Annotated in this window: 18 protein-coding genes and 1 tRNA gene; 9 read left to right on the top strand and 10 right to left on the bottom strand. The window is 64.9% G+C overall.

From position 1 onward, the window contains the following. Positions 1-95 precede the first annotated feature (95 nt). The 5 genes from E1832_RS05560 (at position 96) to E1832_RS05540 (ending at position 6,533) form a co-directional block, all read left to right on the top strand. Positions 96-2,138: a bifunctional aldolase/short-chain dehydrogenase gene (locus E1832_RS05560; protein WP_133358743.1), complete on the top strand. Its 2,043-nt coding sequence runs from the start codon at positions 96-98 to the stop codon at positions 2,136-2,138. Positions 2,139-2,448: 310 nt separating this feature from the next. Then, entirely contained in the window at positions 2,449-3,102 is a 654-nt protein-coding gene (locus E1832_RS05555) for a DUF6962 family protein (protein WP_133358742.1), read from the top strand. Next, positions 3,099-4,244, top strand: coding sequence for a cyclic nucleotide-binding domain-containing protein (locus E1832_RS05550; protein ID WP_133358741.1), 1,146 nt, complete (start codon positions 3,099-3,101; stop codon positions 4,242-4,244). The genes E1832_RS05555 and E1832_RS05550 overlap by 4 nt, the downstream gene beginning before the upstream one ends. Before the next feature lie 133 nt (positions 4,245-4,377). Beyond that, positions 4,378-5,562, top strand: coding sequence for a glycosyltransferase (locus E1832_RS05545; protein WP_133358740.1), 1,185 nt, complete (start codon positions 4,378-4,380; stop codon positions 5,560-5,562). Between the two features lie 44 nt (positions 5,563-5,606). Next, positions 5,607-6,533 (top strand): diacylglycerol/lipid kinase family protein, encoded by a 927-nt coding sequence (locus E1832_RS05540; RefSeq protein WP_133358739.1) that lies wholly within the window; start codon positions 5,607-5,609, stop codon positions 6,531-6,533. On the opposite strand, the gene E1832_RS05535 is transcribed toward E1832_RS05540, so the two are convergent. From E1832_RS05535 to E1832_RS05525, 3 genes are all read right to left on the bottom strand, one after another. Then, positions 6,484-7,656 carry a glycosyltransferase family protein gene (locus E1832_RS05535; protein WP_206021007.1) on the bottom strand — a complete coding sequence of 391 codons (1,173 nt, stop codon included), beginning with the start codon at positions 7,654-7,656 and terminating at the stop codon, positions 6,484-6,486. The two genes, E1832_RS05540 and E1832_RS05535, sit on opposite strands and share 50 nt — an antisense overlap. Before the next feature lie 628 nt (positions 7,657-8,284). After that, positions 8,285-8,359, bottom strand: a tRNA-Asn gene (locus E1832_RS05530). Between the two features lie 78 nt (positions 8,360-8,437). Next, positions 8,438-9,355, bottom strand: coding sequence for an MBL fold metallo-hydrolase (locus E1832_RS05525; protein WP_133358738.1), 918 nt, complete (start codon positions 9,353-9,355; stop codon positions 8,438-8,440). Positions 9,356-9,393: 38 nt separating this feature from the next. On the opposite strand from E1832_RS05525, the gene E1832_RS05520 reads away from it, so the two are divergent. Further along, positions 9,394-10,713, top strand: a complete 1,320-nt coding sequence (locus E1832_RS05520) for an ATP-binding protein (RefSeq protein WP_133358737.1) — start codon at positions 9,394-9,396, stop codon at positions 10,711-10,713. Between the two features lie 177 nt (positions 10,714-10,890). On the opposite strand, the gene E1832_RS05515 is transcribed toward E1832_RS05520, so the two are convergent. Both E1832_RS05515 and E1832_RS05510 read right to left on the bottom strand, forming a co-directional pair. Then, positions 10,891-12,627 carry a flavin-containing monooxygenase gene (locus E1832_RS05515; protein ID WP_133358736.1) on the bottom strand — a complete coding sequence of 579 codons (1,737 nt, stop codon included), beginning with the start codon at positions 12,625-12,627 and terminating at the stop codon, positions 10,891-10,893. Continuing rightward, entirely contained in the window at positions 12,611-12,958 is a 348-nt protein-coding gene (locus E1832_RS05510) for a hypothetical protein (RefSeq protein ID WP_133358735.1), read from the bottom strand. Before E1832_RS05510 ends, E1832_RS05515 begins: the two co-directional genes overlap by 17 nt. Positions 12,959-13,089: 131 nt before the next feature. On the opposite strand from E1832_RS05510, the gene E1832_RS05505 reads away from it, so the two are divergent. Beyond that, on the top strand, positions 13,090-13,782 hold the full coding sequence (locus E1832_RS05505) for a Crp/Fnr family transcriptional regulator (protein WP_133358734.1): 693 nt from the start codon (positions 13,090-13,092) through the stop codon (positions 13,780-13,782). Positions 13,783-13,837: 55 nt separating this feature from the next. Here the strand turns inward: E1832_RS05505 and E1832_RS05500 are convergent, their stop codons facing one another. The 4 genes from E1832_RS05500 to E1832_RS05485 form a co-directional block, all read right to left on the bottom strand. Next, the gene (locus E1832_RS05500) at positions 13,838-14,833 is read right to left on the bottom strand and encodes a fatty acid desaturase (protein WP_133358733.1); all 996 of its coding nucleotides are present in this window, start codon (positions 14,831-14,833) and stop codon (positions 13,838-13,840) included. Between the two features lie 72 nt (positions 14,834-14,905). Beyond that, positions 14,906-15,094 (bottom strand): hypothetical protein, encoded by a 189-nt coding sequence (locus tag E1832_RS05495; protein WP_165978803.1) that lies wholly within the window; start codon positions 15,092-15,094, stop codon positions 14,906-14,908. Between the two features lie 196 nt (positions 15,095-15,290). Beyond that, positions 15,291-15,533, bottom strand: a complete 243-nt coding sequence (locus E1832_RS05490) for a DUF982 domain-containing protein (RefSeq protein WP_245513841.1) — start codon at positions 15,531-15,533, stop codon at positions 15,291-15,293. A 149-nt stretch (positions 15,534-15,682) separates the two neighbouring features. Then, the gene (locus tag E1832_RS05485) at positions 15,683-15,889 is read right to left on the bottom strand and encodes a cold-shock protein (RefSeq protein WP_133358731.1); all 207 of its coding nucleotides are present in this window, start codon (positions 15,887-15,889) and stop codon (positions 15,683-15,685) included. 373 nt (positions 15,890-16,262) lie between these two features. Between E1832_RS05485 and E1832_RS05480 the strand changes: the two genes are divergently transcribed. After that, positions 16,263-17,450, top strand: a complete 1,188-nt coding sequence (locus E1832_RS05480) for an amidohydrolase (RefSeq protein WP_133358730.1) — start codon at positions 16,263-16,265, stop codon at positions 17,448-17,450. Positions 17,451-17,563: 113 nt separating this feature from the next. On the opposite strand, the gene E1832_RS22435 is transcribed toward E1832_RS05480, so the two are convergent. Next, positions 17,564-17,707 (bottom strand): hypothetical protein, encoded by a 144-nt coding sequence (locus tag E1832_RS22435; RefSeq protein ID WP_165978804.1) that lies wholly within the window; start codon positions 17,705-17,707, stop codon positions 17,564-17,566. 74 nt (positions 17,708-17,781) lie between these two features. On the opposite strand from E1832_RS22435, the gene E1832_RS05475 reads away from it, so the two are divergent. Then, complete coding sequence (locus E1832_RS05475; RefSeq protein WP_133358729.1) at positions 17,782-19,665, top strand: right-handed parallel beta-helix repeat-containing protein; 1,884 nt, start codon at positions 17,782-17,784, stop codon at positions 19,663-19,665. Positions 19,666-19,791: the final 126 nt, after the last annotated feature.

Genomic DNA, 19,791 nt, shown 5'->3' with positions numbered 1-19,791 from the left:
TATGACAAACCATTCTGACTTTTGTATAAAACACAGCAGAAATCAAGGCACGGCTGCCAGCCCCGCCGTTCCGAAATCCGACCAGGAGTTTGCAGATGATCCCTAACAAATGGCAAGAGAGCATTGCCGCGGCCATGCAGGACCAGGCCGGCGACGACGCCGGCGCGCGGGAACTCGCCCTGCGCGTCTATACTTCCCGCCTGATCGGGTCGGACCCCGATCTGGTGATGCATGGCGGCGGCAACACCTCGGTGAAGCTGATCGCGCGTGACATCTACGGCGACGAGATCGACGTCATTCACATCAAGGGATCGGGCTGGGACCTGGAAACGATCGAGGCCGCCGGTCTGCCCGCGGTGCGCATGGCACCGCTGATGCGGCTGCGCGATCTGCCCAGCCTTTCCGACGAGGACATGGTGAATGTGCAGCGCTCGAACCTGCTCGATTCGACCGCGCCGAACCCGTCGGTCGAAACCCTGCTGCACGCCTATCTGCCGCATAAATACGTCGATCACACCCATGCGACCGCCTTCCTCGCGCTGGCCAACCTGCCTGAGGCCGAGGCCGCCACGCGGGAAATCTTCGGCGACAAGCTGGCGCTTGTGCCTTATGTGATGCCGGGCTTCGCGCTGGCCAAACTGGCCGCCGAAACCTACGAGGCGAACCCCGGGGCCGAGGGGCTGCTGCTGATCAACCACGGCCATTTCGCCTGGGGGCGGGACGCCAAGTCGTCCTATGACAAGATCATCGAACACACCAACATGGTCGAGGCCTGGCTGGCCGACCGCCGCCCCGAACCGCTGCGCCCCTCGGCGGCGCTGCCCGCCGCGGCGCGGGCCGAGGCGCTGGCCGCGCTGCGCGGCGCGATCGGCGCCCATCTGGCCACGGATCAGCCGATGCCGGTCTTTGACATCCGCGATGGGGCCGATGTGATGGGCTTTCTCGAACGCGACGATCTGGCGGCGCTGGCCAGCCGCGGCGTCGCCACCCCCGACCACGTGATCCGCACCAAGGCTCATCCGCTGGTGCTGACACAAGAGGAGGTCGCCGGCGGCGCCGATTCCATCGCCCCGGCCGTCGACCGTTTCGTGACCGGTTACACGGCCTATTTCGACCGTCAGGCCCCCCGTTTCGGCGGCGCCAAGACGATGCTGTCGCCGACGCCGAACCTGGCCTGGGTGGCCGGGCTGGGGCTGGTGGGCATCGGCGCCGACGCCAAGGCCGCGCGCATCGCCGCCGATATCGGCGAACAAAGCCAGCGGGTGATGCGCGACGGCGAGGCAAGCGGCGGCTTTCGCCCGATTGGCGAGGCCGACCTTTTCGACATGGAATACTGGTCGTTGGAACAGGCCAAGCTGGGCAAGGGCAAGCGCCCCGCGATGCAGGGCCGCGTCGTCATGGTGACCGGCGGCGCCGGCGCCATCGGTCTGGCCACGGCGCAGGCCTTTGCCGCCCGGGGCGCCACCCTGTTCCTGGTTGACCGGGACACGGATGCGCTGAGCGCCGCCATCGCCTCGCTTGGCCGCGATCACGGCGGCACCGCCCTGGACATCACCCGGCCCGGCGCGCCGTCCGAGGCGGTCGCGGCCTGCGTCAACCGCTTTGGCGGGCTGGATATCCTGGTGTCGAACGCCGGCGCGGCGATGACCGGCGATGTCGCCACCCTGCCCGACGAGACGCTGCGGGCCAGTTTCGAGCTGAACTTTTTTGCCCATCACGCCTTTGCCCAGACTGCGGTGGCGGTGTTCCGGGCGCAGCGGCGCGGCGGTCAGATCCTGTTCAACGTGTCGAAACAGGCGGTCAATCCGGGCAAGGGGTTCGCCGCCTATGGGCTGCCCAAGGCGACGACATTCTTTCTTCTGCGGCAACTGGCGCTGGAACTTGGCGGCGACGGCATCCGGGTGAACGGGGTCAACGCCGACCGCATCCGGTCGGGTCTGCTGACCCCGGAAATGATCGCGGCGCGCGCGGCGGCCCGCAAGGTGGACGAGGCGACCTATCTGGGCGGCAACCTGCTGGGCCGCGAAGTCGAGGCACACCATGTCGCCGAGGCCTTTGTCGCGCTGGCGCAATCCGAGCGCACCACCGCCCATGTGATGACCGTGGACGGCGGCAATATCGAGGCCGCCCTGCGCTGAGCGACTGACCCCGGGGTACGCCCGCCGCGTAAGATGCCCGGACCTCTTGCAGACCGCCGCGCCGGGGTTCAGCGCCCCGGGGCGGCAGGTCTGCCGACACCCGGCAATGTCATCGCCGCAGCCTGCCCTCCCGGCCGTTGGACACCCGACTTGAAACTCTCAATGGCGGAGGTTTGGTGCACCCAACTTCAATGCCCGGAACGTGAGAGACCTCCTTGGGGATTTCAGCGGGCATTCCCACTGAACTGCGCTAGAGTTGATCAATAATTGATGATACCCGCTTCGATGATTTGAGGCTTGGAAACATAGTATGATTTCAGAACTTTCGATCTCCGCCATCACTGATATCATTTTAGCCTGCGAGCTGTTTTTCCTGGCCGGCCTGTGCTTTCGGCCCGGTGTCCAGACAGGCTCACCCGCATGGATCTGGGGCTTCACTCTTGCGCTGATCGGACTGGCCTCGTTGATCGGAGCGGTCGATCACGGATTCTACGAGCCGGTCGGGCATCCGATGCACCGCCCGCTGATCGTCGCGACCCGGATCACCATCATTGCCGGCAGCCTGTGCATGATCGTCGCGGTTGCCCTGCAATACCTCACCGGCCGGCTCCGCGCGGGGGTGCTCGCCCTGGGCCTCCTGACGGCAACCTGGCCCCTGCATGTCATCCTCACCTCGGATGATTTCATGGCCGTGATCCTGTATTACTCGGCCAGTTTCCTGATCGCGCTGGCGCTGAGCGTCATCCACCTGACGCAGAACCGTGGCACTGTGCCGATGATTCTGGCGATCATCGGGGCGCTTGGCATTTCGGCGATGGTTCCGCTTGGCAGCCAGGGATTTTGGTGCCTGGGCCTGTTCGGGAGCTATCATGTGTTGTTGATGCCGGTTGTGATCGCGCTCTATCTCGGTGGGCGTGACTTCCGGCCGACACGCGCCATCCTCCACCCTAAGGACGCTGCATGAATCGCCGGCAAGAGCGGTCCGGTCAGCGCGCAGGATCCTCAGGCAACGAGGAAGCAGAGCGCATTTTTGCCCGTCTGCTGCCGCATCTGGATCCCGAGACGCTGGACCTGCTGAGCGAGGTGGCCCATGAAGTTCGAACGCCGCCCGGCATGGAAGTCGTAACGCAGGGAGCCAGAGACACCCCCTTCTACGTCATTTGCGAGGGGAGCTTTGGCGTTTTTCGCACCAATGACGGCGGCGATGCCGATTTCCGTGTGGCCGTTCTGGGCGAAGGGGAACCGTTTGGCGAAATGGCCATCCTGGATCCCGAACCGCGGTCGGCCTCGGTGCGGGCCGAAACCGAAGGCCGGGTGCTGGAGATCCGGCCGGACGAAATCCTTGAACGGCAGGACGGCGACCGGCATTTATCCGCGCTTCGGGGGGCACTGGCGATCTTTGTCACCCGGCGGATGCGGGCGTCCACCAACAGCCACGTGGCCACGCTTCAGCGCGAACTGGCGCTGAAATCCGAGCAAAAGCAGTTCGGCCTTTTCTTTGTCTATTCGCTTATCATGATGTCGATCGGGACGCTGGTGAACAACGCCATCGCCCGCACCCTGCTCGATGTCGACATCTATACCGCGATGTTCGCCTGGCAGTATCTGGCGATACTGATGATCCCGAGCTACATCGTGATCCGGCACATGAACATCTCGGTGCAATCGCTGGGTCTGACGACCGTAGGGCTCAAGCGTTCGCTGAAAGAGGGTGCCGTGATCGCGGTGGCGCTATGCCTTTTCGCCTATGGGCTGGGCGAAGTGCTGAAGATGTTCGACGCCCTTCCCGGTCAGCCGGTGCCCTTCGAACTGTTCGGCACGATCAGCTATTTCCTGCACAGCGCGCTGCAGGAAATGATCGCGCGCGGGTTCCTGCAGTCGTCGTTCCAACGGTTTCTTGGGGACGGCAGCGGTTGGCAATCGGTCGTGCTGGCCTCGATCCTGTTCGGCATGTTCCATCTGCATTTCGGACTGGTCGCGGTGGTCATGACCATTCTGACCGGATTTGCCTTCGGCGCCTTGTACGCGCGCCATCAAAATCTGGCCGGGGTGACGCTGGTGCATTTCATGATGGGCGTGGCCGCCTTCAGCGTTGGTCTGATCTGATGGCAACCGGACAGCAGGCGCCGCGCCGGCTCAGACCGACGAGCCGCCTGCGTCCGTCCCCTCGCCTGATGATCCTCAGTGCGCGCCAGGACCGGATCGGGCCGCCCATGGCATTCATCCGGCCCGGCGGCGCATGACTTCGGTCTTGCATATTGTGGTGTTCTACGCGGATGCCGGAGGCGGGCACCGGGCCACCGCCGAGGCGCTGCGCGAGATTCTCGAGGCGACGGGCCGGTTTCGCGTGACGCTTCTGAACCCCTATCGCGAGCTGATCCCCCATCTTGACCTCATGACGCGCCTGACGGGCCATTCGGGCGAGGATTTTTACAACAACGTGGTCCTGCGCAAGGGCCGCACAGAGCTGCTCTGCTGGCTGTTCTACCTGCTGCTCAAGATCAACTACATCGCCTGCGGGCCCAGAACGGTGCGCCTTGTGACCGAAGAGTTCGATCGTCTCCGGCCCGATATCGCCCTGTCCGCGATGCCAATGGCCAACGATGTGATTGTTCAGGCTCTGGCGCGGCACCGATCCGGGCTTTCGGGGCAGAGCGCCGATCCGCAGGCGGTCGTGCTGATGACCGACTGGTCCGAACTCAGCCGCGGCGTCTGGCTCCCCCGCCAAGGCGTCTATCACGCCATCTGCGGAACCGCGGAAAGCAGGGCTCAGGCGCGCCGGGTTCCGGCGCTGGACGCGACGCGCGTGCACCCGTTGACCGGGTTGCTGATCCGCCCGGAATTTGTCGCCGCGGCCGTCCGCCCCGCACCGGCCGAAACTTTGGGCCTCGACCCGGATCGCCCGGTCGTCACTGTGCTCTATGGCGCTCAGGGCAGCGACCGGATGCTGGCGCTGGCCCGGACGCTCATCCATGTACCGCACACCGCGCAGATCGTGTTTCTCTGCGGGCGCAACGCCGCCCTTGCCGCGGCGCTGCGGGCGGAAGATTTTCCCTATTCCGCGCAGATCGTCGAGTTCACCGACCGGGTGCCGGATTATCTCGCGTGCAGCGATCTTTTCGTGGGCAAACCCGGTCCGGGCAGTGTCAGCGAAGCCCTCGCTCTGGGTCTGCCGGTGCTGCTCGACCGGCGCATGGCCCTGCCGCAGGAGATGGCGATCCTCAAGCATGTTCAAAGGCAGGGACTCGGCCAGGCGTTTTCCTCGATGAAAGAGTTTCGCCGCGGGTTTACGCGCCACCTGGCCGCGCATCCCCCCGATCATGCCTGCGAAACCCCGCCGCCCAACCGATCGACCGAAGAGATCGCAGGCATTCTGGCCGCGATCCACGCCGGCCATCCCCCGAAATCGGGTGCGACAGCGTGACGAGGCCGAAAGAGCAAGAGACCCGGAAGGGCACAGCAGGCGCCATGGCCCACCGCGCCGCCGATCCGGTCTCAGGCGGCGACCCGGCAACGGCCCGCCTGCGCCTGCGGATCATCCACAACGAACGCGCCGGGGCCCGCAATGACGCGCGTTTCAGGGCTGTGCTGGAGAGGCTTCAGCACAACGGTCACGACCTCCGGATTCTGACGACCCGCAAGGCAGGCGATGCGGCGGACCTGGTTCGCTCGGCCAATTCCGCAGCGGTGGACATGGTTGTGGTGGCGGGGGGCGACGGCACCATCAACGATGCGCTGCAGGGCTTTGGCCCGGGCACACCGCCGCTCGGGTTGATTCCGCTGGGCACCGCCAATGTGCTTGCGCATGAAATCGGGCTGGGCACCGACCCGGACCGCATCGCGGCCTGTCTCATGGCCCGCCACATGCTGAATGTGCGCGCGGGGGTGGTCAACGGGCGGCGGTTCATGATGATGGCAAGCGTCGGGCTGGATGCGCAGGTGGTCTCGGACCTGCCCCGCGCGCTCAAGCAACGGCTGGGCAAGCTGGCCTATCTTGCGCAAACGGCTCGAACGCTTTCGCGCTTTGCCTGTCCGCCTCTGGAGGTGCGCATTGACGGAACGCCGATGCGCACCTCCACGATTATCGTCAACCGCGGTCAGCGCTATGGCGGCCGCTTCATCCTCGCGCCCGGTGCCCGGATCTGCGATCCCCGGTTTCATGCCACTGTGTTCCCCGAGGTAGGCCGGTTGGCCGTCTTTGCCCGTTTCCTGGCGATCCCGCTGGGCCTCGTGCATCGCCTAAGGCTTGTCCGGCAGGTTTCAGGAGCACGGATAGAGATCGAAGGTCCGCCGGGCGACCCGGTGCAAGCCGACGGCGATATTGTTGCGCATCTGCCCGCCCGGATCACACTGGACGATCAGGTGATCCGGCTGTGTGTGCCGGCCCGTGCCTGAGCGGGCCGCGAGGCGGCAATCTGCAAAGCCCTGCCAGACGGTCGCAGGCCAGGGTCCAGTCAAAGTCGCACCGGGCCGCGTCAGCAGGCGCCGGCATGGACGCCAGCGCCCGGCCCAGCGCCTCGATTGCCCCGTCCATGTCCGTGTAGAAATGGGTGTTGGGATAGCCGCGAAACGGCAGGTTTCCCGGACAATCGGGCAGCACCACATGCCGCCCCGACACCAGCGCCTCGGCGGTCGCGGTGCACAGCACCTCACTGCGCGAGGGATTCACAAAGACACGGTACCGCGGCATCTCTTTCCAGAACCGCGCATTCGGCCCGAAGAACCGCAGCGGCGCGCCGCGTTCGCTGGCCAGCGCGCGGATCCTGGCCTCATCGGGGCCGACCCCGTGGACGTCGATGGTCTGCCCCGCGCGCTCTGCAATCGTGACCAGATCGGCCAGCCGCTTTTCCCAGATGAACCCGCCCAGGAAATACACGCCCCCGGTCCCGGGCGTCACCGGCGGCACCTGCGCATAGCCGGGCAGCACGCCGGTAACCCGCGCGTCTTTGAACGCCACGCCCGGCAACTCCATCGCGGACGACAGGCGCAGCGCCGTATCCATGCGCCGCCGGATCGCGCGCCCATGCAGGCGCGCCGCCAGGTTCGAAAGCAGGGACGCCATCGGCACGCCGGAACGGCGGATGAAATGATCGTAATTGGTCATGCACAGGCCCACGGTCGTTTCGGCCCTGATCCCTGCCCGCGCGCGGGTGAACGGATACCAGCAAAGATGCTCGGGCTCGCTGAGCACCAGGCAGCGCGCCTGCGGGGCCGCCCCGAACACATCCTCCAGCGGGACGATGGACCGCAGACCCCGGACGTAGCGCGCCCGATAAGGCCGGCAATCGGGAAGCGGCGGACACCCCAGAGCCTCGGCCTCGCGGGCCATCCAGGCCACCTGTGCGTCAAAGTCGGCAAACCGGCATTGGCCCCAAAGTCTGCGCTGCGATCCCGCGTCAAGCCAGGGGAACACATAGCTCACCCGGTACCCCATCGCGGCCAGCCCGCAGGCTTGCCAGACCGAGATCAGCGAGGGTCCGGTCAGCCAGGGCAAGGCGGCGCTGGTCAGGACGGCCACATCATAGACCGGCGCATCCGGCGGTCCCGTGCGGGGCCTGTCCCGGCCGCTTTGATCGCCTGATAAATTCGGACTATCTGATTGTTTTATCAAGTATTTTCCATGTCTCCCGCATATCTTTCGCACAGGTGTCAGCCGCCCCCCATCCTCTGGACAGGATCGCGCGGCGTCTGGGGGCTCTCGGTTTTTTGCCGAACCGGGTGGTCGATATCATTTCCCCGCACTTAACCACCACCGGCGGTCCGTCGCCAAGGGCTGGATGCGGCCGGTGGCGGTTTCAGAAGGTCATCCAAACCCGATGCCCGCTCGGGCAGGGCGCGGTTCCACCCGCAAAATATCATCGGACGGCTTCCAAACCGGCACACTGGCCCTGGCCAATTGCGGCTTGCATTGCGTCAACCTCGATCACCGTCTTGTCGAAGGCCGGCAGTCACCAAATCGTGGCAAATGTCAGCCGCCGGTTGTGGGGGCGGCGTTCAAGGATCTCCGATGCGCGGGGTTGTGGCCCCCTCGGTGCGATTGAAAGCCGTTGAGAGGATGCGCCTGCACCGCGCCCACAAAGCCATAATCAGCTTGGATCCAGGAAAATAAAAAAGCCCTCAAGTCTTTAAGACTTAAGGGCTTTTTATGGCTCCGGCGGTAGGGATCGAACCTACGACCAATTGATTAACAGTCAACTGCTCTACCGCTGAGCTACGCCGGAACGGTCTGCGCGATATAGCAATCTGGTTTTGGGTCGTCCAGAGGATTCCGGCGAAAAAACCGAAAAATTCCCCGCCGCTCAGGACAGCCGTTCGAACGGCGCGGCGACGGCCAGGTCTCCGCAGGGTGCGGTTCGTTTTTGTCCTGTGAGATCAACAAGATGCGCGAAAACGTTACGCTCAGCCGCGGGCAGCAGCGCTGCCGGCGTCTCGGTATAGATGCGGGCGGCAAGGTCGCGGGCGGTGGCTGCGCCCTCCTCCAGCGCCCGCAGGATCGCCGCCTCGCGCATCAGACGATGCTCGATCAGCCAGTCGAGCCGCGCCGCGGGGGCCGTCACCGGGGCGCCGTGGCCCGGATGGAATACCGTCCAGTCGCGCCCTCGCAGCCTCCGGCAGGAGGCCATGAAATCGGTCAGATCGCCATCGGGCGGCGACACCAGCGAGCTGGCCCAGCCCATCACGTGATCGGCGGTGAAACACATCCCCTGCCAGCCCAGCGCGATGTGGTTGCCCAGATGGCCGGGGGTGTGGATCACCTCAAGCGCCCAGCCATCGCCCCCGATCACCGCGCCGTCCGCGACGGTACGGTCGGGGGTGAACGCCCGATCGATGCCTTCGCCGCCGCCGGCCAGCCCGGCCGCAGCGATATCCGTCATCACCGCGCTGCGTCCCGCCTCGGCGCCGCCAAAGGCGATCACCGGCGCGCCGGTGCGCTCGGCCAGCGGACGGGCCAGCGGCGAGTGATCGACGTGGGTATGGGTGACGATGATATGACTGATGCTCTGGCCGGGCTCCAGCGCGGCCAGGATCGCCTCCAGATGCGCCTGGCTCAGGGGGCCTGGGTCGATCACCGCCAGTTCCCGGTTGCCAACGAGATAGGTATTGGTGCCGCGATAGGTCATCGGCGAGGGGTTCGGCGCCAGCACCCGGCGCAGCCCGTCGGCCAGCCGGACCGGCACGCCCGGGGTGGGGTCGAAATCATCGGGGGGCTGGTTCATCTCTTCCGCTCCTTGTCTGCGCCCGCTAGGCTTAGCCCATGTCGTTCCGCTGGCTCAAACACTATATGCCGCGCAGCCTATATGGACGGGCCGCGCTGATCCTGCTTTTGCCGGTGGTGGTGCTGACGCTGGTGGTGTCGGTGGCCTTCATCCGGAATCACCTGCAGGACATCATCCGCCAGATGACCGGCACGGTTCAGCGCGAAATAACCCTCGTCATCCGTCAGGCGGACGCGGCGCCGGATCAGGACGCCGCGCTTGAGGCGCTCGATCCGCTGTTGCCGGCACTGCAGATGAGCCTGCGCTTCGTCGCTCCGGACGCGGTGCCGGCCGCCGACTATATCCGCTGGTACGACTTTTCGGGCGGCCATGTGCGCACTCTGCTGCGGGCCGCGATCCCCGGGACGCTGGCGGTGCGGTTCAACGATGACTCTTCGGTACAATTCTTCGTCGAAACCGTACAAGGTCCGCTCGAGATCGGTTTCAGCCGCAGCCGGGTCACCGTGGGCACGCCGCATCAGCTGATCGTGACGATGGTGTTCTTCGCGCTGGTGATGACGGTGATCGCGTTTTTGTACCTGCGCAACCAGCTTCGTCCGATCACCCGCCTGGCGGATGCGGCACAGGCCTTTGGCCGGGGCCGGGCCGACCCCTACCGGCCCGGCGGCGCGGTGGAGGTGCGCGCGGCGGGGAATGCCTTTCTCGACATGCGGGCGCGGATCGAACGGCAGATCGAACAGCGCACGCTGATGCTCTCGGGGGTGAGCCACGATCTGCGCACACCGCTGACGCGGTTGAAGCTGGGCCTGTCGATGCTGGACGAGACCGACGCGGCGCCCTTGCTGCGCGACGTGGACGAGATGCAGCGGCTGCTTGATACCTTTCTGGAATTCTCCCGCGGCGCGGCGGCGGGAGAGGCGCAGCCCTGCGATCCGCTGGCACTGGTGCGAGCCATCGTCAAGGATGCGCAGCGGGCGGGCAAACCGGTGACGCTGGGCAAGATGAAAGGCGCGGGCCAGGTGCCGCTCAAGACGCTGTCGATCCGGCGCGCGGTGGAGAACCTGATCGACAACGCGGTGCGCTATGGCACCCGGGCGGTGGTCTCGGTCACGCTCAGCGACAAGGCGTTGCGCATCCGGGTCGAGGACGACGGGCCGGGCATCCCGCCCGACCAGCGCGAGGAGGCGCTGAAACCCTTTGCCCGGCTGGATCCCGCCCGCAACCAGGACAAGGGCAGCGGCGTGGGATTGGGGCTGGCCATCGCCAAGGATGTCGCCCGCGCCCACGGCGGCGCGCTGCGTCTGGGCGAGAGCGAGGCCCTGGGCGGGCTGAAGGCGGATATCGTGATCGGCCGGTAGGCAATCCGGACCCGGTATCAGCGCCCCCAGTTTTTCGGAGATCCGGCGACGGGGCCACACACTGCCCGCGCCGCCGCGCCATTTTACCGGCCGCGATCGGGACCGGGCGGGCCCATGCAGCGACACGCCAGCACGCGACGCACGGGCATGACCGCCTGCCGTGCAGCCCGGTCCCGCCTACTCGGCCGGGGATGAACCGGGGGGAGAGGACGCAGCCCTCGCAAACTCCATCGCGGCCGGCCGCGGCGCCAGCGAGCGTCCCTGCCGGGCGATACGCCGCCTGGCGATGCGGTCGAACAGGGTGTCGATCGCCAGCAGCCGCGGCACACCGATGGCCAGAACATAGAACATCACATAGCGCAGCAGCGAGGCGCCCGGATCGCGCCTGAAGCCGAAGGGCATCGGCGAGATATATTCCTCCATGCGCAGCCGGGCGTCCGGGCCATGATCCGACACCAGAAGCCGGATCAGAAACGGAGACAGGGGCACACGGATGATCCGCGAAAACTCCTGCCAGTTGTTGAACGGGTTGAAGCGGCGGAACAGCGCGCGGAGCCCGGTCTTTTCCTTGCCCAGCGCGCCCATCACCAGCGTCAGATACCAGAACGGACAGGTGATGTTCCGGTTGGAGCGCTCATAGCCGAAAAATGCGTCGAGTGAGGCGGCGTCCGCCTCGGCCTCGGCATACCGTGCCTCGCGATCCGGCAATTCGAGCGCGCCGGACCACACGCGTTCGGCCAGAAGACACTGCAACTCGATCATGTAGGGAAGAGACAGGATCGTCGGCCGGGCAAAGCCGAAGAAGGACAACGACGGATCATCGGGGTGAAAGACGAGGCGGTAGAGTTTATCGGTCGGAACCCGTCGCAGCTCTTCGGGCAGGAACGAGACGTCCCCCTCATACCCGAAGCAGCAGATGACATGTGTGGCCTGGCATGTGCGGCCGTCCTCGAATGTCACCGTGCGGCCGTCGCAGGCCTGAATGCCCCGTGCGGGCGTCACGCGCTGGTTCCACACATGCTCCAGCGCGTGCCCGTTCTTGTTGAAGAACTGGCGGAACCAGGGAATATCGTTCACCCATTCGGCGACCCCATGGCCCTGATAGGAAAAGACGCTGCCGGATGTCGCCAGGTTGCACCGGTAGCGCATTCCCGGCTTGCCCTCCTCGGGGACGGTCAGAACGCCCAGAATCGCCGACGAGTATTCGTCCAGCGCCATGTCATGCCGGTCATAGTGGCCCGGCGCCTGACCCGGTCGCAAAGGCACCTTGCGGAAAAAATGCTGACCGCCACGGATCGCCCAGGTGATCTGCGCCTCGCTGCCGGCGGCGAGATCCTGCACGATGTCGGCTGCGGTTTCGCCACCGCCATAGACCACGACATGATCCTTCGATCCCAACCGCAGGTCTCCGGGGGTCTTGATGTCGCCCGCGTGAATCCGCTGGCCCTGAAAATTCCCCACCGGCCCGGTGATCGGTCGCCGGCGCTGATGAACACCGGTGCAGACAGCGATCCGTCTGGCGGTGAAGCTGCGCCCGTCACAGGTGCGGACCGACCACTCGTCGCCCTGCTTTTCGGCCTGCTCAACGCGGGCTTGGGTCACGATGCGAGAGGTAAGATCGAACCTGTCGGCGTAGTCCTTCAGGTAGCGGAGCGCATCCTGATGGCGAAAGAAATTGCCGGCGGCCTTGCCCATCGAGAAATCGGAGGCCTCTGTCACATGCCGGGACGACGAGGACACCGTATTTTTCATCACCGTGATGAGGGATGGATCGTCGCTGTAGTTCCAGACGCCCCCCGGATCATCGCGGGCCTCAAGAATCAGCACGGACAAACCAGCGTCGCGCGCGTATTTCGCGGCGTAAAGACCGGCCCAACCGGCCCCAACGACAAGAACATCAACCGGCTTTTCCATGGGCTTCCTTCAGGTTTTCGCGCTCTCTGAGCGATACTATGAGGAACGGCTGTGACATAGAAAAAAACTGCGCATGCAGGCCGCATCGCGCCGGGCTGTTGTCGAGAAAAGGTGCATCGCCTTGCTGTTCAGGCGCTGGAGGAGGGTCCGGGACACCACCGCCCTGCCCTTCGGCTATCTCCGCGACCGGGTGTTTGCGAGCGTTTTGTCGCGGTGCAAATCCGGCGCCGCCGCGACACAATCGAAACCGCCCACGCAGTCCAAGACTGATGTTTGATGCGCGGTAACGATAAGGGATATGCGGTATGATCCATCGGACGAGAAAACGCATTCCGGCCCCCGGCACACCATTCGGGGCCCTCCCCCAAGCGGCCGGACGTGAACGGCACCGGCCCCTCTCGGCGCGGCATGGCTTTGCCGCCCGGCGGCCCGGATCAGGACGAAGCATAAAGGGCGCGCGAAATGGCTGAGCACCCGTGCGGAACCTGCCGCTTTTACCAGGACAGCATCTGGCAGCCGCTGCCGATGGCCTCTGCCTCGCTTCTGTCCAAGGGCTTTGTACGGCGCGAGCTGGCAGCGGGCGAGACGCTGTACCATCAGGGCAGCGGCTGCCGATCGGTCTATTGCGTCTCCGGGGGGCTGTTCGCGATCCGCAGCATCGGGCCCGATGGAACCTCCAGCCTGATGCGGCTGGCCTACCCGGGCGAGATCATCGGCTATCGCGCCTTTCTGAAAGGCGGCGAGCACAGCACCGAGGCCTCGGCGCTGATGCCGTCAAGGGTCTGCACCGTGGCCGAACGCGATGCGCGGCACGTGATCCGGGCCAGTCCGGCGGTTCTGGAACGGATCGCCAAACGCTGCGCAGACGGGCTGGACCAGTGCCGCGAACAGCTGATGAGCAAGGAAACGGTATCGAACAAGGACCGGCTGTTCGATCTGTTGAACCGGCTGATGTCGGCCTTCGGGGAAGAGGCCGGCGGGGGCCGCCGGGTGCGGCTGCCGATGTCGCGGCAGGACCTTGCCGATCTGATCGGCGTCGCCCCCGAGACCCTGTCGCGCCTTTTGTCCCGGCTGGAGCGGGAGGGGGCGTTGCGCGCCTCGGGGCGACGGATCGAAATGCCCGCCGACCCGGCGCAGCGGGCCGCCCAGCGGTAAAGACGGCAAGCATCATCAGGATGCGAGGGGCATCATCGCCCCCCTGACGCCGGTTCTAGACGTGCAGATCCCGGGCCTTGGAGAAGGGCAGCAGCCGGCGGCTCTCCTCGTCCCAAAGATGCAGCCGCGCACAGCGGAAACTTGCCCAAAGCGTCAGGCGCTGGGACTGCGCCAGAACGTCGTGATCCCGGACCACCTCGCTCAAGCGATAAAAGGGGATGCGGCTTGCCAGGTGGTGGACATGATGCACGCCGATGTTCCCGGTGATCCAGCGCAGGACGCCGGGAAGGTCATAGTACGAACTGCCGTGCAAGGCGGCCGCCTGCACATTCCAGTCACCCTCGCGGTCCCAGACGGCATCCTCGAACTGGTGCTGGACGAAAAACAGCCACACCCCGGTCATCGCCGCCAGCAGCATCGTCGGCAGGAACACGAAGAGCAGAACGTCCAGACCGCCGAGCCAGGCGACCACGCCAAGTGTGGCCGCAATCGCGAGATTGGTGACCATGGCGCTGACCCAATACCGCCAGCCAGAGCGCATCAGTCCGACCGGCAGCCGATGCTGCAGGAAAAACATGTAGAAGGGGACGACTCCGAACAGGAAAACCGGGTTTCTGATCACCCGGTACAGCGCCCGGCCAGCCCAGCTTTTCTCGCGGTACTCCCGGACGGTCAGCGTCGGCATGTCGCCGACCCCGCGTTTGTCCAGATTTCCGGTCGTCGCGTGATGGATCGAGTGCGTCTTGCGCCAGACGTCATAGGGCGTCAGCGTCAGAATCCCGAGAAACCGGCCGATCCAGTCGCCGAGGCTCCGGTTTCTGAAGAACGCGCCATGGCCGCAATCGTGCTGGATGATGAACAGCCGGACCAGAAAACCCGCATTCGCCAGCGCCAGCGCCAGCGACAGCCAGGGGCTGATCGACAGCGCCCACCAGGCCAGCGCCCAGATCGCCACAAAGGGCACGAGGGTCACGATGATCTCGAAAATGCTGCGGGAAAGGATCGGCGCGCGGTACTTGGCGAGGATCCGGGTCCATTCAGTGGGTTGCACTCGGGGTTCTTTCCTTGGGTGTAACTCAGGCGCCCCCGGTCTCAAGGCACCTATCGTTTTCGGTATCGGGTGTCAGCTTTTGGCGGCGGGTTTGGCCCGCGGCTTTGCGGGCGCCTTCTTGGCGGCGTCTGCGGACCGATCGTCCTGGGGTGAACTGGCCTCCCGCTCCAGCCGAGCCTTGCGAAGACGCGCGGTCTTGACCAGGCGCGTTTCCGCCTCGTCGTCGAGGATCTCCCGCGCGGCCCGCGTGGTCTTGTCCATGACAGTTTCCGCGCGGGGTTTGGGATCTTTGAACAATGTGATCTTTGTGGGTTTCGCCATCTTTCGATCTCCTTGACGGGGTCAGGTCAGCCGGGTCCGTATCATCGGACCCCGCAGCTTTGTCGGCAGAGGCGGCCGGCACCGGTCGTGCGCGCATCCCCTTGCGCGCAAACAGGCCGATGGGCCCGCGGTATCATCAGGCGGGCGCCGTCTCGGCCCCGGCATGCTCTGGCAGAAAGCCCGCAGTCTTCGCCGCCGAAAGGAACGCCCTGCGGGCGGTGCCGACTGTCACCAGACAATGCATCGCGGCATCGACCTGGTCGAGTGCAAGTTCGCGGTTGCGGTCGGCAATCGGCCATTTTTTGCGAAGCCAATAAAGGGCCTGCTCGATCGTGCTGATTTTTTGCGTATCACCCTGCGATGAAACGACAAAGGTCATGGGATTTCCCCAAGTTACTTCTATCAAGTTTTCGTAATCCATTCTGTTTTTCGGGCAGGCCGCGTCCGGTTCTCGGAGGGCCATTTCAAAATAAAAAGGCGGGACCGGCCCGAAAGCCGCCCCCGCCCGTCATCACGTCCAACGCAGGCTTACGCCAGTGCGAGATTGGTCGCGGATTCACGGCCGTCACGACCGCTTTCGATGTCGAAGGTCACAGCCTGACCATCGTCGAGCTGTTGAATTCCGGCGCGCTCAAGCGCGGAGATGTGAACGAAGATGTCCTTCGAACCCTGCTCCGGTGCGATAAAGCCGAAGCCTTTTTGACTGTTGAACCATTTCACGGTGCCATTGGCCATCGTGTCGTCTCCTAGATATAGATCGCCACCCACAACACGCGGTGGCCCGGCTCAGTTTCGTCATAAGATCAACTGAGGCCGTTAGGAAACAGAAGTCGTAGGAAGATGCTTTGCAAGACTGGATGTGGGCATTCGCCGTCCGCTTTGCAAGTGTTTATTCGCACAGGCATCGAGGAATCCCGGTTTTCTTCGGTTCCGGCCGAAATACGCGTGCCCCGGGACGGGATCAACTGGCTGGCCCCGTGTGTTCGGAGCTGTCCGCCGTCCCGTAAACGGCCGGGATTCGCCCTCGCGGATGGAGAGGTGCCCGGGTATGGTGGCGCCGCTGACCCGGACCTGGTCCGGGGCGCCGGAGATTGCCCAAGGACCCCAGATGAAACAGACCGCACGCGCCCTGCCCCGCCTCGGAAATGCCGACATCGCAGAACTGACCGACTGGCGGCGCCTGCTGCATCGCCACCCGGAGGTTTCAGGCGAAGAGGCTGAAACCGCGCGGCGCGTCGCAGCGGTGCTGCGCGCGACAGGGCCGGACCGGATCGTCACCGGCCTGGGCGGGCACGGGGTTGCAGCCATCTATGAGGGCGCGGCCCCCGGCCCGCGTGTTCTGCTGCGCTGCGAGCTGGATGCGCTGCCGATCGAGGAACGCTCGGACGCGGCCCATCGCTCCACCGTGCCGGGCAAGGGGCATCTGTGCGGTCATGACGGCCATATGGCGATGATCGCCGCGATGGCGCGGCTGCTGGGCCGGACCCGCCCCGCGCGCGGCGCGGTCATCCTGATGTTCCAGCCGGCGGAGGAGGACGGCTCTGGCGCGGCGCGGGTGATCTCCGATCCCGGGTTCGCCGATCTGCGGCCCGATTTCGCCTTTGCGATCCACAATATGCCCGGCATGCCACTGGGCCATGTGGCGCTGGCTGCCGGCCCTTCGGCCTGCGCCTCGCGCGGGATGCGGCTGCGGCTGACCGGCAGGACGGCGCACGCCTCGCAGCCCGAGACCGGTCTGTCGCCGATGCCGGCGCTGGCGCATCTGATGCCCGCGCTGACGGCGCTCGGCCAGGGCGACCCGATCAACGACCCCGGGTTCGCGCTGGCCACCGTTACCCATGCCCGTCTTGGCACGCCGGCCTTTGGCATTGCGCCGGGCGAGGCCGATCTGTTCGTCACCCTCCGAAGCCTGACCGATGACCGCATGGAACGCCTGATCGCCGAGGCCGAATCCCTGGTTCGCGAGGCCGCGGCGGGTGCCGGGCTGGAGGCTGACATTTCCTATGAAGATGTCTTTGTAACCACCACCAGCGACGCCGGCGCGGTGGCGATCGCCGTCCGGGCGCTGGACCGGCTGGGCGTCAGCCATGGGCCAGGCCCGCTGCCGATGCGTCCGTCCGAGGATTTCGGCCGCTTCGGCACAGGGGCCGCACTGGCCTTTCTGCTTCTGGGCGCGGGCGAAGACCGCCCTGCCCTGCACAATCCGGATTACGATTTCCCGGACGATCTGATCCCGGTCGGCGCCACCATCTTTTCCGCGCTGATAGAAGAGATTCTGGGGTACGCCCACGCCTGAGCACGGCAGTCACACGAGAGCTTCCGCATTCGGGCGGGCGAAAATACCCGTCAGCGCGCCGGATGACCCGCATCAAGGGAATACCCGGACTTTGAAATGCGCGCCCGCCAAGGTCATCGCGCGGCGGCGGCCCATTGGTGGAAAAATCCAATTGCACTTTGCAAATCGGCCCGGGAAACGTTTTCTTTGCCGCGAATCACTTCCAATCCTATCGTGAGGCGTTCCTCGGGGAAATTTGGTGAAACACTGGAATTCATTGCAATAGAAAAGGCGACAATCGGGCGGTCAATCCTCGGGCTACGTTGAGCAAGTTGTTTTAGGGGGGAAAGACATGATTGAACTTTTCAAAGGAAAGAAGTTTCTCGGCAGCTACGCGACCATTCAGGACGCCGTGAACGCTGCGGACGAGGGAAACACGATCCGACTGGGCGCCGGCACGTTCAGCGAGACTGTGACGGTCGACAAGGCGGTCAATTTCGAAGGCGCCGGAGACGGTCAAACCATCATGGACGGCACTGGCCTTGGCGGTTCCGGACTGCATCTGGTCGGCGATCTCGGCAGCAAGGCCAAGATCGAGATCGAGGGCATCACCTTTCGGGACTTTGCTGTCGCCGGGGTGGACTTTGACGACGACGCCATCCTCAAGACCCTGGAAATAGAGGACAGCCATTTCGTCGATAACGGCATCAACGGTGTGCGCATCGGCGGCGATTACGACCCGGTCGCACTGGACAAGGTCGAGATCGAGGACTCCAGTTTCGAGAATAACGGCAACGGCACCAATAACGGTGACGGCGACATTCTCTTTTTCCAGTACTATGGCGATGCAAAGATCGAGGATGTCTCGATCACCGGCGGCGGGACCGGAGATAACGGCATTCAGTTCCGCGGCGACGACGGTCCGGTCGGCAAGGTCGAACTGAAAGACGTCACAATAGAGGGCGCCTATGCCAAGACCGGGATCGCAGTCTACAATTTTGCGAACGGCGACGGGCTGAGGTTCAAGGACACCGTGGTCACGGCCCTGGCGGGCTGGGGCAAGCCGGTCGTAATCGACGATGTCGGAGGCAAGATCGACGCCCATGGCCTTGAGACCAACGGCGCGCCGGGCCTGGTCGAACTGGCTGGCAATGGCGGTGCCAATAACATCCGGGCCGGCGACGGCGCCTCGATCCTCGCGGGCAAGGGCGGCGACGACAAGCTGCGCGGCGGCGACGGCGACGACCTGCTGGCCGGCGGCGATGGCGACGACCGCATGTCCGGCGGCAAGGGCGATGACGGCTTTGACGGTGGCGCCGGTAACGACCGGATCGACGGCGGCAAAGGCATCGACATCGCCAGCTATTCCGGGTCTGTCGGAGACTATGACCTGGCCTTCAAGGGCCACGACAAGATCGTGGTCACCGACCTGCGCGCCGGCTCTCCCGATGGGGTGGATCAGCTGAAAAAGATCGAGATCCTTCATTTCACCGCCGGCACCCCGGCTCTCGAGGATGACATCTGGCTGAACACCGATCCTGGCACAACGCTCGCCATCGGTGCCGAGCTTGATCCCTCGGCCCGGACACCCGGCGGCACCATGCTGGTCGGATCAGGCATACCTGCGGATGATTTCGCCGTCGTGCGCAGCGCCGAGGCCGGGGTCGAACTGGGCCTGAGCGTGATCTATCGCCAGGGTCCGTCCGTCGATGCGGTTGGCGTGAATGGTGACGGCAGCGTGCAGTACATCGTCAATGACGGCCCGCAGTCGACGGTCAACGGATCCTTTGCGGACAACGCCGGCCGGGCCGCATGGAGCTTTCAGTATTCCATCGCCACGGGGCTGGAGGGCGAGAGCACCGATCTGTCGGACTTCACCTTCACGCTGTCGATCGATGTCGATCCCGGCGAGGACACCGACTTCCGGGTGCTGACGATGGTCGATCCCGGCGTCCCGCTGGGCAATGACACCGGTTTCCTTTGGCTCGACCCGGAGGGCGCCCCGGTGATCGGCGATGATGGCGGCAATGCCAACGTCGCGCAAAATTCGGAGAATTTCGCCTTTGGATTCATCGAAGACTACATCGATGCCGACCCGCTGACAGCGGGCATCCAGGACTACTCCGATGCCGGTTTCCCAGAGGGGGAATTCGATATCCGGCTGTCCGCATACGACTCCGGCGGCGCGTTGATCGCGCAGAACACCATCGCGGTCGACGTCTTTGACTTTGTCTGACCGACGGATGGCCTTCCCGGGGCGGAGCATTTCTGTCCCGGGTCAGCGCAATTTCGATTTTGTTCTTGGATTTTTGTTAACATCGACAGAGAGAAAGGGGAGACTTTATTAGGTTTGGCGGTGACC

Origin of the sequence: Antarcticimicrobium luteum (assembly GCF_004358185.1) — a bacterium.
GTDB classification, from domain to species: domain Bacteria; phylum Pseudomonadota; class Alphaproteobacteria; order Rhodobacterales; family Rhodobacteraceae; genus Antarcticimicrobium; species Antarcticimicrobium luteum.
Note: the sequence above shows the minus strand (reverse complement) of the source record. Positions and strands in the feature narration are given on the sequence as shown.

Coding starts and splice junctions, on each gene's coding strand:
- E1832_RS05475 (WP_133358729.1), top strand. CDS start 17,782: ATGATTGAACTTTTCAAAGGAAAGAAGTTTCTCGGCAGCTACGCGACC.
- E1832_RS05555 (WP_133358742.1), top strand. CDS start 2,449: ATGATTTCAGAACTTTCGATCTCCGCCATCACTGATATCATTTTAGCC.
- E1832_RS05510 (WP_133358735.1), bottom strand. CDS start 12,958: ATGCGTTTTCTCGTCCGATGGATCATACCGCATATCCCTTATCGTTAC.
- E1832_RS05560 (WP_133358743.1), top strand. CDS start 96: ATGATCCCTAACAAATGGCAAGAGAGCATTGCCGCGGCCATGCAGGAC.
- E1832_RS05550 (WP_133358741.1), top strand. CDS start 3,099: ATGAATCGCCGGCAAGAGCGGTCCGGTCAGCGCGCAGGATCCTCAGGC.
- E1832_RS05515 (WP_133358736.1), bottom strand. CDS start 12,627: ATGGAAAAGCCGGTTGATGTTCTTGTCGTTGGGGCCGGTTGGGCCGGT.
- E1832_RS05525 (WP_133358738.1), bottom strand. CDS start 9,355: ATGAACCAGCCCCCCGATGATTTCGACCCCACCCCGGGCGTGCCGGTC.
- E1832_RS05485 (WP_133358731.1), bottom strand. CDS start 15,889: ATGGCCAATGGCACCGTGAAATGGTTCAACAGTCAAAAAGGCTTCGGC.
- E1832_RS05505 (WP_133358734.1), top strand. CDS start 13,090: ATGGCTGAGCACCCGTGCGGAACCTGCCGCTTTTACCAGGACAGCATC.
- E1832_RS05490 (WP_245513841.1), bottom strand. CDS start 15,533: ATGACCTTTGTCGTTTCATCGCAGGGTGATACGCAAAAAATCAGCACG.
- E1832_RS05545 (WP_133358740.1), top strand. CDS start 4,378: ATGACTTCGGTCTTGCATATTGTGGTGTTCTACGCGGATGCCGGAGGC.
- E1832_RS22435 (WP_165978804.1), bottom strand. CDS start 17,707: ATGAATTCCAGTGTTTCACCAAATTTCCCCGAGGAACGCCTCACGATA.
- E1832_RS05480 (WP_133358730.1), top strand. CDS start 16,263: ATGAAACAGACCGCACGCGCCCTGCCCCGCCTCGGAAATGCCGACATC.
- E1832_RS05540 (WP_133358739.1), top strand. CDS start 5,607: ATGGCCCACCGCGCCGCCGATCCGGTCTCAGGCGGCGACCCGGCAACG.
- E1832_RS05520 (WP_133358737.1), top strand. CDS start 9,394: ATGTCGTTCCGCTGGCTCAAACACTATATGCCGCGCAGCCTATATGGA.
- E1832_RS05495 (WP_165978803.1), bottom strand. CDS start 15,094: ATGGACAAGACCACGCGGGCCGCGCGGGAGATCCTCGACGACGAGGCG.